The 12,187-nt window shown below is 65.7% G+C and carries 12 protein-coding genes; 1 reads left to right on the plus strand and 11 read right to left on the minus strand.

Features of this window, described 5'->3' with window-relative positions:
• Positions 1-44: 44 nt before the first annotated feature.
• Genes pcaD through KVP70_RS00300 form a run of 8 tightly spaced genes read right to left on the minus strand, consistent with a single transcriptional unit; the run spans position 45 to position 6,938 of the window.
• The gene (gene pcaD / locus KVP70_RS00265; RefSeq protein WP_217940027.1) at positions 45-824 is read right to left on the minus strand and encodes a 3-oxoadipate enol-lactonase; all 780 of its coding nucleotides are present in this window, start codon (positions 822-824) and stop codon (positions 45-47) included.
• Between the two features lie 14 nt (positions 825-838).
• Positions 839-1,621, minus strand: a complete 783-nt coding sequence (gene benD, locus KVP70_RS00270) for a benzoate diol dehydrogenase BenD (protein WP_217940028.1) — start codon at positions 1,619-1,621, stop codon at positions 839-841.
• Positions 1,618-2,655 carry a benzoate 1,2-dioxygenase electron transfer component BenC gene (gene benC, locus KVP70_RS00275; protein ID WP_217940029.1) on the minus strand — a complete coding sequence of 346 codons (1,038 nt, stop codon included), beginning with the start codon at positions 2,653-2,655 and terminating at the stop codon, positions 1,618-1,620. The genes benD and benC overlap by 4 nt, the downstream gene beginning before the upstream one ends.
• 22 nt (positions 2,656-2,677) lie before the next feature.
• Positions 2,678-3,169, minus strand: a complete 492-nt coding sequence (benB, locus tag KVP70_RS00280; protein ID WP_217940030.1) for a benzoate 1,2-dioxygenase small subunit — start codon at positions 3,167-3,169, stop codon at positions 2,678-2,680.
• Positions 3,166-4,545, minus strand: a complete 1,380-nt coding sequence (gene benA / locus KVP70_RS00285; protein WP_217940031.1) for a benzoate 1,2-dioxygenase large subunit — start codon at positions 4,543-4,545, stop codon at positions 3,166-3,168. Before benA ends, benB begins: the two co-directional genes overlap by 4 nt.
• 14 nt (positions 4,546-4,559) lie before the next feature.
• Positions 4,560-5,480, minus strand: coding sequence for a catechol 1,2-dioxygenase (gene catA / locus KVP70_RS00290; protein WP_217940032.1), 921 nt, complete (start codon positions 5,478-5,480; stop codon positions 4,560-4,562).
• 40 nt (positions 5,481-5,520) lie between these two features.
• The gene (gene catC, locus KVP70_RS00295) at positions 5,521-5,811 is read right to left on the minus strand and encodes a muconolactone Delta-isomerase (protein ID WP_217940033.1); all 291 of its coding nucleotides are present in this window, start codon (positions 5,809-5,811) and stop codon (positions 5,521-5,523) included.
• A 17-nt stretch (positions 5,812-5,828) separates the two neighbouring features.
• Complete coding sequence (locus tag KVP70_RS00300) at positions 5,829-6,938, minus strand: muconate/chloromuconate family cycloisomerase (protein ID WP_217940034.1); 1,110 nt, start codon at positions 6,936-6,938, stop codon at positions 5,829-5,831.
• 100 nt (positions 6,939-7,038) lie between these two features.
• Between KVP70_RS00300 and KVP70_RS00305 the strand changes: the two genes are divergently transcribed.
• Positions 7,039-7,953 carry a LysR family transcriptional regulator gene (locus KVP70_RS00305; RefSeq protein ID WP_217940035.1) on the plus strand — a complete coding sequence of 305 codons (915 nt, stop codon included), beginning with the start codon at positions 7,039-7,041 and terminating at the stop codon, positions 7,951-7,953.
• Positions 7,954-7,955: 2 nt separating this feature from the next.
• Here the strand turns inward: KVP70_RS00305 and KVP70_RS00310 are convergent, their stop codons facing one another.
• From KVP70_RS00310 to KVP70_RS00320, 3 genes are all read right to left on the minus strand, one after another.
• Positions 7,956-9,305, minus strand: a complete 1,350-nt coding sequence (locus KVP70_RS00310; protein ID WP_217940036.1) for an MFS transporter — start codon at positions 9,303-9,305, stop codon at positions 7,956-7,958.
• Between the two features lie 50 nt (positions 9,306-9,355).
• Positions 9,356-10,522 (minus strand): benzoate/H(+) symporter BenE family transporter, encoded by a 1,167-nt coding sequence (locus KVP70_RS00315; RefSeq protein ID WP_229224492.1) that lies wholly within the window; start codon positions 10,520-10,522, stop codon positions 9,356-9,358.
• Positions 10,523-10,700: 178 nt separating this feature from the next.
• Positions 10,701-12,161 carry an efflux transporter outer membrane subunit gene (locus KVP70_RS00320; RefSeq protein WP_217940038.1) on the minus strand — a complete coding sequence of 487 codons (1,461 nt, stop codon included), beginning with the start codon at positions 12,159-12,161 and terminating at the stop codon, positions 10,701-10,703.
• Positions 12,162-12,187 lie beyond the last annotated feature (26 nt).

Here is a 12,187-nt window from a genome sequence, read left to right on the forward strand (position 1 = left end):
ATCGGTCTTCGTCGTGTCATTTTAACGTATCTTACCGGCGCAATTCAGCGGTGCAGGAACTCCTTTAACGCCAGGTTGAAGCCCGCTTCGGCCTCGATGTTCGAAATGTGAGACGCCTCCAGCGTCACCATGGTGGCGCGCGGGATTTGCTCCAGTATGGCGGCGGCATCGGCAACTGTGGTCACTGGATCATGGGCACCGGCCACCAGCAGCGTCGGCGCCGCAATGGACTGCAAATGGCCGCGCAGGTCGGCGTCAGCCAGCGCATCGCAGCAACTCGCATAGCCTTCCGCGCTGCCGCCGCGCAGGAAGGCCACCAACGACGCCACCTGCTGCGGTTCGCGCTGGATATAGCCCGGCGTGAACCAGCGTCCGGCCGCGCCGTCGGCGACTGCATCGAGTCCCGCTGCCCTGACCTGCGCGGCGCGATCCTGCCAGCCCTGAGGCGTGCCGATGCGCGGAGCGGAATTAGCGATCACCAGCTTGTTCAACCGCTGCGGAGCGTGTATGCCCAGCCACTGCGCAATCGCGCCACCCATCGACAGGCCGCAGAAGTGGGTGCGCTCGACATCCAGCGCATCCAGCAGCGCCAGCACGTCCTGCCCCAGTTGCGCCAGACTGGCCGATCCCGGCACGGTGGAGGAACCGCCATGGCCCCGCGTGTCGTAGCGGATGATGCGGAAATCGCGGCGCAGGAATTCGGCCTGGGCGTCCCACATGTGCAGGTTGGTGCCTAGCGAATTGGAAAACATCAGGCAGGGCCGGCCCGCCTCGCCGTCGACCTGGAATGAGACCTCGTTGCCGTGCAGGCGTATGACTGACATGAATCTCTCCTCGCTTAGCCCTGATCGCCGCCACCAACCGGCAGCACCGTGCCGGTGATGTAAGACGATTCGCTCGACGCCAGGAACAGAATGGCGTTGACCTGTTCGTCGATGCTGCCGTAGCGGTGCATCAGGCTACTGGCGACGGTTTGGTCGACGATGCCCTGGTACCACTGCTGCTCCTGCGCGTTGAGCGGCTGGGCGTTGCGCGGTATGCGGCGCGGCGGCGCCTCGGTGCCGCCCGTGGCGACCGCGTTGACCCGGATGCCGTCCTGCGCATGCTCCATCGCCAGGCTGGCGGTCATCGCGTTGACGCCGCCCTTGGCCGCCGAATATGGAATCCGGTAGATGCCGCGCGTGGCGACCGACGACACATTGACAATCACACCCTGCTTGCGCGCCACCATCTGCGGCAGCACCGCGCGGCAGCACCACATGGTCGGGAACAGCGAGCGGCGGATTTCGGCCTCCACCTGTTCCGGCGTGTACTCCTGGTAGGGCTGGACCCAGATCGTGCCGCCGACGTTATTGACCAGCACATCGACCCGGCCATACGCCGCCACCGCGATCTCGTTCAGTTGCGCGGCGCCGGCCCAGGTTTCCAGGTCGCTGCGCGCGATCACCGCCATGGCCCCCAGCGCCTGCACTTCCGCCGCGACCTCCTCCACCAATGCGGCGCGGTCCGCCAGCACCAGCTGTGCGCCTTCGCGCGCCAACGCCAACGCCACGCCCCGCCCTATGCCCTGTGCCGCGCCGGTGACGATCACCGCCTGGCCTTCAAATCGGCGCGCGCTCATGCCGCCGCCTGTGCGGTGGCGTCGGTGCTGGCCGAGAACTTCTCAAAGTAGAAATTGGCCGGCGCGATCGCGCAGTCGGCCAGCCAGCGCCGCACCGCATCGACCATCGGCACCGGTCCGCAAAGATAGATATCGACATCGCCGCCGTTGAGCCAATCCGGCTCCACATGCTGCGTCACGTAGCCTTTGCGCGGATGCGCGCTGTCGGCCGAGACCACGCAGGTGCGGAAGCTGAACTCGGGATGCGCCGCGGCGATGCCCTGCAACTGCTCGATGGCGACCAGGTCGACATCATTGGTCACGCCGAACACCAGCCGCACCGGCTGGCGGAATCCGGCTGCCGCCATCACCTGCAGCATCGACAGGAACGGTGCGATGCCGGTGCCGCCCGCCAGCAGCAGCAAGGGCCGCCCCACGTCGCGCAGATAGAAGCTGCCGTAAGGACCGGAGAACGAAATCGCCTGTCCCACTTTGGCGTCTTGCGCCAGGAAGGTGCTCATGCGGCCATGCGGCACGTTGCGCACCACAAAGTCGTAGCGCGAGGCGCCCGGAGCGGAACTGAAGGAATAGGACCGGGTCAAGCCGGTGCCCGGAATCTCGACGTTGACGTACTGGCCGGACAGGAAGCCGACATCCGTATCCGGCGCCAGCTCGATCGAGAAGCCCAGCGTGGTGGCGGACAACTGCCGCACCTGCGCCAGGCTACCGTCGTAGCGCGCCACGCCGGTCTTGCAGGCCGCCGATGTGGCGGGGATGCGCACCACGCAGTCCGAGGTCGGCTTCATCTGGCAGGCCAGCACCTGACGCTGGGCCGCCTCCTCCGGCGTCAGCGCATCCTCGATATAGCTCGATGCCGGCATGTCGTAGCTGCCCGATTCGCACAGGCCGCGGCAGGTGCCGCAAGCGCCGTCGCGGCAATCGAGCGGAATGTTGACTTTCTGCCGGTAGGCCGCATCGGCCAGCTTTTCGTTCTCGTTGCATGAAATGAAGCGGGTGACCCCGTCCTCGAACTGCAGTGCGATGTGGTAGCTCATCGTCGCTCTCCTGGTTGCGGTGCTACAGGTGGTAAATATCGATCACCTGATGGATGTAGTCGTTCTTCAGCACGATGTACTTGTTGGTGATCAGCGGACGCGCGCCAGAGAAGTCGATCTCGTAGCGCATCATCCCGAAGTGGCTGAAATCGGTCTTGTAGCGGTGGCTCAGCGTGTGCCAGTTGAAGCGCACCGTCACCCGCGCGCCGTCCTGCCGCTCGATCTCCACGTTGGAGATATTGTGGCTGGTGCGCGTGTCCGGCATGGTGGCGCTGGAGCGCTCGGTCTTGATGCGGAACACGCGGTCTTCCAGTCCCTGGCGGGTTGGATAGAAGATCAGCGAAATTTCGCGCTGCGGATCGCCGATCAGCTGGTCGTCGTCGTCCCACGACGGCATCCAGTACTGGACCTCCGGGTGGTAGCAGTCCAGCCACTCGTCCCACTGCTGATCGTCGAGCAAACGGCTTTCGCGGTAGATGAAGGCGCAGATTTGGTCCAGGGTGGGTGCGCTCATTTCGCACCGCCTTCCTGCTTGACGGCGCGCTGCATCACGTCCAGCCAGTAGCGGTGCTGGATCGTGTACAGGCCTTCGTCCTCGGTTTTGACGCCGCTCATCACCGGCGACAGGCCGATTTCACGCGCCGCCGCATCGGGGCCGTTGATCCAGTGGCTGGCGCCACGGCACATGTCGTTCCATTCCAGCGCGCTGCCCGTGTAGCCTTGCTGGCAGGCGCGGAATTCTTCCAGGTCGTCCGGCGTGGCCATGCCGCTGACGTTGAAGAAGTCCTCGTACTGGCGGATGCGGCGCGCGCGCGCGTCATCCGGCTCGCCCTTGGGCGCGATGCAGTAGATCGTCACCTCGGTCTTGTCGACCGAGATAGGCCGCAGCAGGCGGATCTGCGATCCGAATTGATCCATCAGGTACACGTTCGGATACAGGCACAGATTGCGCGAACGGCCTATCATCCAGTCCGCCGTGGCGCCGCCGAACTGCTGCGCGTACTCCTCGCGGCGCGGGAAGTTGGGCCGGTCCTGCGGATTGGCCCACTGAGTCCACAGCAGCACATGGCCATGCTCGAAGGCGTAGAAACCGCCGCCCTGCTTGCCCCACTTGCCGGCGTCCATGGCACGGATCTTGTCTTCGCGGGCTTCGCCCTGCTCCTTGCGGCGGCTGGTGGTGGCAGCGTAGTTCCAGTGCACCGCCGAGACGTGATAGCCGTCGGCGCCGTTTTCGGCCTGCAGCTTCCAGTTGCCGTCGAAGGTGTAGGTCGACGCGCCGCGCAGCACTTCCAGCCCGTCCGGCGACTGGTTGACGATCATGTCGATGATCTTGCCGGCTTCGCCCAGGAACTCCGCCAGCGGCAACACGTCCGGATTCAGGCTGCCGAACAAGAAGCCCTTGTAGCTTTCAAAGCGCGCCACCTTTTTCAGGTCGTGCGAGCCTTCCTTGTTGAAGCAATCCGGATAGCCAGCGTCCTCGGGGTCCTTCACCTTCAACAGCTTGCCGCTGTTGTTGAAGGTCCAGCCGTGGAACGGGCATGTGTAGGTCGCCTTGTTGCCGCGCTTGTGGCGGCACAGCTGCGCGCCGCGATGGGTGCAGGCGTTGATGAAGGCGTTCAGCTCCCCTCCACGGTTGCGGGCGATGAACACCGGCTGGCGGCCGATGTGGGCGCTGTAGTAGTCGTTGTTGTTTGGCACCTGGCTTTCGTGCGCCAGGTAGATCCAGTTGCCTTCGAAGATGTGCTTCATCTCCAGTTCAAACAGGGCCGGATCGGTGAAGGCGCTGCGGTGCAGGCGATAGTCGCCGCGCTCGTGGTCCTCCACCAGGAAGCCATCCAGGCTGGCCGGCCGGGCGCTGTTCGCCGAGGCGACGGGAATGATCGGGATCATGGTGCCTCTCCTAATCAGGCCGCGGCGCGTGTGCGTTCCACCACGGCTTCCGGCGCCACCGGCGTTTCGGCGTGCAGCTGGAAGTCGAAGTCGATTTCGGCATACGGCGACTGCAGGCCCTTGGCGGCGATCTGCTGCGGCGACGTCACGCGGCGCACCGGCGGCACCAGTCCCTCGCGGCTGGCGAAGGCGAAATCGTCCCACAGGTATTCGTCGCCATCGATGTTGATCTGGGTGGTGAGCTTGCGCTGGCCGGCGGCGCTGACGAAGAAGTGGATGTGGGCCGGACGGTGTCCATGGCGGCCCAGCTGGTCCAGCAGGCGCTGGGTGGTGCCGTCCGGCGGGCAGGAATAGCCGACCGGCAGGATGCTGCGCAGCTGGTAGCGGCCTTCGCCGTCGGCGATGATGGTGCGACGCAGGTTGAAGTGCGACTGCGACTTGTCAAAGAAGGAGTAATTGCCCAGCAGGTTGCAGTGCCAGACCTCGACCTTGGCGCCCGGCAGCGGCAGGCCGTCCTGGCCGCGCACGGTGCCCTGCATGAACAGCACTTCGGCCTTGTCGCTTTCGGTGCCGTCGTCGAGGCGCGCATAGCCCTGGCTTTCCGGCGCGCCGGCCACGTACAGTGGGCCTTCGATGGTGCGCGGGGTGCCGCCGGTCAGGCCGGCCTTCGCCTCCGCCTCGTCGGCGCGGATGTCGAGGAAGCGCTCCAGGCCCAGGCCAGGCGCCAGCAGGCCCAGCTCATTGCGGGCGCCCGCCTCGCTCATGTATTCCAGGCCTTTCCAGAATTCGCTCGGCTGGATGTCCAGGTCCGCGATCGCCTTGCACAGATCGCCGACCAGGCGCACCACCACTTGCTGCACCCGCGCGTTGACCGGGCCTTCGGCCTTGTCGATGATCCAGCCTTTTACCAGGGTGTCGATTTCATTGTGTGTCATGTCAGTCTCCTTCGTTTTGGTTTAGTGGGATAAATTAAGTTCAGGCGTCACCGTCGCGCACCGACGACGGGTGGCGGCACAAGGGCATCACCTGGATCTGCATGTACGGGAACAGCGGCAAGGATGTCAGCAGCGCGTGCAGCTCTTCGACGTCGCCGACGTCGAACACGCTGACGTTGGCGTACTGGCCGGCGACGCGCCACAGGTGGCGCCACTTGCCGCTGCGCTGCAGGCTGTGCGCCAGTTCGCGCTCGGTTTTCTTCAATTCGTCGGCCTGCGCGGCCGGCATGTGCGGCGGCAGCTGCACATCCATACGTACGTGGAACAGCATGAGGATCTCCTTTGAAATTAACGGCGGCGCAGTTCGCGCAGCTTGTCCATGTCGGGTTCGACGCCCAGGCCCGGACCATCCGGCACCTGCAGCATGAAGTCGCGGTACACCAGCGGCTCGCGCAGCACTTCGCGCGTCAGCAGCAAGGGGCCGAACAGTTCGGTGCCGAATTCCAGTTCGCCGAAGGTCGAGAACAGCTGGGCCGACGCCGCGGTGCCGATGCCGCCTTCGAGCATCGTGCCGCCATACAGGCTGATGCCGGACAACTGGGCCACCGCCGCCACCTGCGCCGCCGGCAGCAGGCCGCCGGACTGCGCGATCTTCACCGCGAACACGTCGGCGCCGCCGGCCTGCGCGATGGCCAGCGCGTCCTGCGGGCCTTGCAGCGCTTCATCGGCCATCAAGGCCACCGCGAAGCGATGCGCCAACCGCGCCATGCCGCCTTGACTTGTGGCGCGGGTCGGCTGCTCGATCAGGTCGATGCCGCCCGCTTCCAGCGCCGCGATGCCGCGCATCGCTTCCAGCTCGCTCCAGGCCTGGTTGACGTCGACCCGCACGCTGACCGAGTCACCGAGCGCCTTCTTGATCGCCAGTACGTGCGCCACGTCCTCGGCCACCGGCCGCGCACCGATCTTCAGCTTGAAGATGCGGTGGCGGCGCAGTTCCAGCATCTGCTCCGCTTCCGCGATGTCGCGCGCGGTGTCGCCGCTGGCCAGGGTCCAGGCCACCGGCAGCGCATCGCGCACCCGGCCGCCCAGCAGTTCGCTCAACGGCACGCCCAGCCGGCGCGCCTGCGCATCCAGCAAGGCGGTCTCGATGGCGCACTTGGCGAAGCGGTTGCCCTGGATGACCTTGCGCACCTTGGCCATCGCCTTCGCCACCTGGCGCGCTTCCATGCCGACCAGCAGCGGCGCGATGTGGGTGTCGATATTGACCTTGACGCTCTCCGGGCTCTCCTCCCCGTAATTCAGGCCGCCGATGGTGGTGGCCTCGCCCCAGCCTTCCACGCCGTCGGCGCACAGCACCCGCACCAACACCAGTGTTTGCGATTGCATGGTGGCCACCGACAGCTTGTGCGGCCGGATGGTCGGGACGTCTGCAAGGATGACTTCTATGTTCGTGATCATATTTATTTCGTATAATGAGTTCGATAGATACACAATATTCCACGTGGATCGTCAGGTCCAACACCGAGTTAGTATGTTTTTCATACCCGAAAGGTATGCAATGGAATTACGCCACCTGCGCTACTTCGTCGCCGTCGCCGACGAGAAGAACTACACCCGCGCCGCCGAGCGCCTGCACATCGCCCAGCCACCCTTGAGCCGCCAGATCCAGCAGCTGGAAGAGGAACTGGGCGTGGAGTTGATCGAGAAAGGCACGCGGCCGGTCAAGCTGACCGAGGCCGGCGCCTTCTTCCACGCGCACGCGCAGGAGTTGCTGGCCAAGGCCGCCGAACTGAAAACCATGACCCAGCGCGTGGGCAAGATCGACCGCACGCTGTCGATGGGCTTTGTGGCGTCGACCTTGTACGGCCTGCTGCCGCGCATCGTGCGGCGCTACCGCATGCAATATCCCAAGGTCGAGGTGACGTTCCATGAGTTGACCACCATGCAGCAGATCCAGGCGCTAAAGGACGGCGTGATCGACGTCGGCTTCGGCCGCGTCAAGAGCGAAGACCCCAACATCCGCCGCATCGTGCTGCGCGAGGAACGCCTGATCGTGGCACTGCCGGCCGGCCACCCGCGCGCGGCGTCGACCGATCCGATCCAGCTGGTCGACCTGCAGACGGAGTGCCTGCTGGTCTACCCCAAGACGCCGCGCCCCAGCTTCGCCGACCAGGTGTTGTCGGTGCTGTCGGAGCGCGCCATCGCGCCGCAGAAGATCGTCGAAGTGAGGGAGCTGCAGATCGCCATCGGCCTGGTGGCGGCCGGCCAGGGCGTGGCCATCGTGCCGGACAGCGTGCAAGGCATGCGGCGCGACGACGTGGTGTTCCGCGCCATCGCCGACCGCCATGCGGTGTCGCCGGTGATGTTCAGCGTGCGCAAACTGGATCGCTCCGAGGAACTGCAGCAGATGCTGGCCGTGATCTATGAAGTCTACGACGCGGCCGGCATCGACTACATCCGCGAAACGCTCTAACCTTACGCGGTCGCCGTGGCGCCGGCTGCCGGCTTGGCGGCGGCAGCGGAGGCCGAGCGACCATGGCGGATCAACGACACCGCAATCACCGCGATGACGGCCGGGATGGCGATCGCCACGAAGTTCTGCTGCAGCGGCAACGCCATGCCGACCAGCGTGCCGATCACGATGGGCGCGAGGATGGCGCCGCTGCGGCCCACGCCCGATGCCCAGCCGATGCCGGTCGAGCGCACGGCGGCGGGATAGAACTGGCCGGCGTAGGCGTAGGTGACGATCTGGGTGCCGATGGTCGAAGCGCCCGCGAGGCCGACCAGCAGGTACAGCACTTCGGTCGGCACTTTATAGCCCAGCAGCGTGATCGACACAGCGGCCAGCGAGTACATGCCGATCAGGACGTGCTTGATATGGAAGCGGTCCGCCAGCCAGCCGCCGCCGATCGCGCCGATCACCGCGCCGAAGTTCAGCACCAGCACGAAGGTCAGCGCGGAGCCAAGGCTGTAGCCGGCGCCGGCCATCAGCTTGGCCAGCCAGGAGCTGAGCGCATACACCATGAACAGGCACATGAAGAATGCGATCCAGAACATCGCCGTGCTGAAGCCGCGCCCATCCTGGAACAGCTTGCGGATCGGCGCACCCTCTGCGCGGTCATGGGCTGGCACGGTGTAGTGGTCGTCCGCGTGGGCGCGGTAGCCGGGCTCCATGCGCACCAGGATGGACTTCAGCTCGGCCAGGCGGCCCTGGCGTATCAGGAACGGCATCGATTCCGGCAAGGACTTCAGGATGAACGGAATCAGCACCACCGGCGCCCCGGCCGCCAGGAACACGGACGACCAGCCATACGCCTCGATCATGCCCTTGCCCAGCAAGGCGGCCAGCATGCCGCCCACCGCATAGCCGCTGAACATCAGCGTCACCATGGTGGAGCGGATTTTGCGGGGCGAGTACTCGGTCATCTGGGCGACGACGTTCGGCATCACGCCGCCGATCCCCAGGCCGGCCAGGAAGCGCATCGCGCTGAAGGCATACGGATCATGCGTCAGCCCGGCCGCCGCGGTGAACACGCTGAACAGCGCCAGGCAGATGCCGATGGCGCGCGGACGGCCGATGCGGTCGGCCACCGTGCCGAGGAAGATCGCGCCGAACATCATGCCGAACAGCGCGGAGCTGACCATGAAGCCGGCGTTCTGCGCCGTCACGCCCATGCTCTTCATGATCGATGGCAGCGCGATGCCGGCGACGGCCAGGTCGTAGCCATCGCAGATGATGATGACCGCGCACCACGCCAGGACGCCGGCGTGGAAGCGGTTGAAGCGGGCCTGGTCCGCCAATTTATGGATGTCGATTTGCTGCATGGTGTTGATCCCCTTGTTGTAGTTGTGTTGGTGCTGCGGTGTGATGAAATTTATGCTGCAGTGGCCGGGCGCAGCACGCGATGCGCCACCATGCCGATCAAGATGCCCCAGAATGCCGAGCCCAGACCGAGGAAGGTCATGCCGGAGGCCGTGGCGAGGAAGGTCAGCACGGCCGCTTCGCGCTCCGGCGCGGTGACGATCTGCGTCAGGTTGACGGTGATGGGACCGAGCAGCGCCAGCCCGGCCAGCGCGACGATCAATTCCCTGGGCAAGGCGGCGAACAGCATGACCACCGAGCCGCCGCACAAGCCGGCCAGCAAATAGAAGGCGCCGTTGGCGATGCCGGCGACATAGCGCCTGGCTGGATCTTCGTGCGCGTCGCGGCCGGTGCACATGGCGGCGGTAATGGCGGCGATCGCGATGGTGATGCCGCCGGTGAAAGCTGTCACCAGCGAAGCCAGGCTGTTGACCACCACGATGCGGCGCACCGGCACGTCATAGCCGGCGCTCTTGAGGATGGCCATGCCGGGCAGGTATTGTCCGCTCAGCGTGGTCAACACCAGCGGCAGCGCGAGGCTGAAGGTGCTGGCCCAGCTCCAGGCGGGCGTGATGAATTGCGGCCGCACCATCTGCAGGTGCACGCCGTCGAAGTGCGTCTGACCGGTCAGCATCGCGATGGCGATGCCCGCCACCAGCAACAGCACCACGCTGTAGCGCGGCCAGCAGCGCTTGCACAGCAGGTAGGCGATCAGCATGCCGCCCACCAGCAACGGCAGCGCGCCCATGCCCTTGAAGGCATTCAGCCCAAACGGCAGCAGGATGCCCGCCATCATGCCGCTGGCGACACCCTTGGGGACGTGCGACATCAGCCGTTCGAAGCCACCGGACAGGCCGATCGCCAGCAACAGCAAGGCGGCTGTCAGGTAGGCGCCCACCGCCTCATGGATGGACAGCGCGGGAAATAGCGGTATCAGCAAGGCCGTGCCGGGGGCCGACCAGGCGGTGATGACGGGTGCTTTCAGGCTCCAGCTGAGGAAAATGCCGGCCACCGCCGCGCCCAGCGAGATGCCCCATACCCAGGAGGCGAACATCTCGTTGGACATCTGCCCGGCCTGCGCCGCCTGGTAAAAGATCGCCAGCGGCCCGGCCAGCGACACCAGCACCGCCAGGAAGCCGGCGGCAATCGCGGAGACCGAACTGTCGGCCCAGCGTGACATGGCGGCCGGGCGCCTGCCCCGTGGTGAAGAGGAAAAAGGATGCATCGAGTCTCCCGGCATCGTTGTCTTTGTTGTATGACCGTGTACTGCAGGGTCAGAGTAGACAAGTTCCGGGAGGTGGTCCAACACCGATTGGGTATGTCTTTGATACCCGCCGAGTATGCGCGGAAGCGGCGGCTTAACGCAACGCCACCGCGTCGGCTTCCTGAAGCTGCCAGCCACCGCCGAGCGCCTTGAAGGCCGCCACCGCCGCACGCGCGGATTCGGTTTGGGCTTGCGCCCGCATGTCGGAGGCGCGCAGCAAGCTGTCGTCGGCCTGCAGGACTTCGATCAGGCTGACAACGCCTTTCTGGTAAGCGGCGAACGATGCCTTCCTTGCCAGGCCCAGGGAATCAACGCCCTGCCCCAGTATCGCGGCCTGCGCCTCGCGCTTGACCAGGTCCGACAACGCGTTCTCCACGTCGGCGGTGGCCCGCAGCGCCGCCAGACGGTAAGCGGACAGCGCCTCGGCCTCCTGCCCCTTGGCCTGATCAATTTGCGCATTGATGCGGCCGAAGTCAAACAGACGCCAGCGCAGCCCCAGCACGCCGGAGCCTTGGCTGGCGCCGCCGGTGAACAGATTGCCGCCAGAGTCCGACGTCGCGCTGCCGATCATCCCACCAAAGGACAGCTTCGGGTAAAACTCGGCGATGGCCATGCCGATGCGCGCGTTCGACGCGGCGAGACGGCGTTCGGCCACGATCAGGTCTGGCCGGCGGCGCAGCAAATCTCCAGGCGAACCGGCGGCTGCGATCTGCGGGGCGGCCGGGATCGCGCGCGCCATCGCCAGCTCATCCCGATACGCTCCCGGCGCGGCGCCCAGCATCACGTCGAGCGCATTCATGGCCGTTTCCAATCCAGCCTCCAGCACCGGCACCGCCGCCCTCACCTGCGCCAGCGCGCCTTCGACCTGTCGTACCTGAAGTTCCGGGACCAGCCCCTTGCCATACAACAAATTGAGCGTCGCCAGCAGCTCTTGCTGTGTCCTGACCTGGTTGCGCGCGACGTCGATGCGGGTTTGCAGCCCGCGTATGCTGATGTAGATGTCGGCGGTCTGCGCTGCCACCGCCAGGCGCGTCGCCGCCACTCCGGCAGCCGACGCCTGGTACTCGGCAAGCATCGCCTCGCGCCCGCGACGCAAGCCGCCGAACAGGTCCAGCTCCCAACCGACGCCGAGATTGGCTTCATAGGCGTTTCCGTAGCGATCAAAATTTTGCTGGATGCTCAGCATTTTCCCCTGCGGCGTTTCCACCGACTGGTAGGCGCGCGCAGCCTGGGCGCTGACAGTGCCCGATGGCAGCAGCGCCGCATTGGCTGCTCCCAGCCCGGCGCGTGCCTGCGTGACCCGGGCGGACGCCTGTGCGAGATCTAGGTTCTGTTCCAGTGCCAGCGTGACGAAGCGGCTAAGTTGCGGGTCGCCAAAGCCGCCCCACCACGTGGTCAAATCGGCGGCGACGCCGGCGTGTCTTTGCTCGACGGCGGCCAGTCCAAGGTAGCGATCCGGCAAGCGCACGTCTGGCCGGACGTAGTCAGGTCCGATGGCACAACCGGTGGCAATACAAGCGACGGCGAACGAAATGAGGGTACGTTTGAGTAGCATGGGATTTTTCGCATGGTGGATAAGTT

Source organism: Duganella violaceipulchra, assembly GCF_019166075.1.
Lineage (GTDB): Bacteria > Pseudomonadota > Gammaproteobacteria > Burkholderiales > Burkholderiaceae_D > Rugamonas > Rugamonas violaceipulchra.

What these genes read in the sequence shown, in the direction of transcription:
- pcaD (WP_217940027.1), bottom strand. Translation starts at nt 824, where the DNA reads ATGTCAGTCATACGCCTGCACGGCAACGAGGTCTCATTCCAGGTCGAC.
- benD (WP_217940028.1), bottom strand. Translation starts at nt 1,621, where the DNA reads ATGAGCGCGCGCCGATTTGAAGGCCAGGCGGTGATCGTCACCGGCGCG.
- benC (WP_217940029.1), bottom strand. Translation starts at nt 2,655, where the DNA reads ATGAGCTACCACATCGCACTGCAGTTCGAGGACGGGGTCACCCGCTTC.
- benB (WP_217940030.1), bottom strand. Translation starts at nt 3,169, where the DNA reads ATGAGCGCACCCACCCTGGACCAAATCTGCGCCTTCATCTACCGCGAA.
- benA (WP_217940031.1), bottom strand. Translation starts at nt 4,545, where the DNA reads ATGATCCCGATCATTCCCGTCGCCTCGGCGAACAGCGCCCGGCCGGCC.
- catA (WP_217940032.1), bottom strand. Translation starts at nt 5,480, where the DNA reads ATGACACACAATGAAATCGACACCCTGGTAAAAGGCTGGATCATCGAC.
- catC (WP_217940033.1), bottom strand. Translation starts at nt 5,811, where the DNA reads ATGCTGTTCCACGTACGTATGGATGTGCAGCTGCCGCCGCACATGCCG.
- KVP70_RS00300 (WP_217940034.1), bottom strand. Translation starts at nt 6,938, where the DNA reads ATGATCACGAACATAGAAGTCATCCTTGCAGACGTCCCGACCATCCGG.
- KVP70_RS00305 (WP_217940035.1), top strand. Translation starts at nt 7,039, where the DNA reads ATGGAATTACGCCACCTGCGCTACTTCGTCGCCGTCGCCGACGAGAAG.
- KVP70_RS00310 (WP_217940036.1), bottom strand. Translation starts at nt 9,305, where the DNA reads ATGCAGCAAATCGACATCCATAAATTGGCGGACCAGGCCCGCTTCAAC.
- KVP70_RS00315 (WP_229224492.1), bottom strand. Translation starts at nt 10,522, where the DNA reads ATGTCACGCTGGGCCGACAGTTCGGTCTCCGCGATTGCCGCCGGCTTC.
- KVP70_RS00320 (WP_217940038.1), bottom strand. Translation starts at nt 12,161, where the DNA reads ATGCTACTCAAACGTACCCTCATTTCGTTCGCCGTCGCTTGTATTGCC.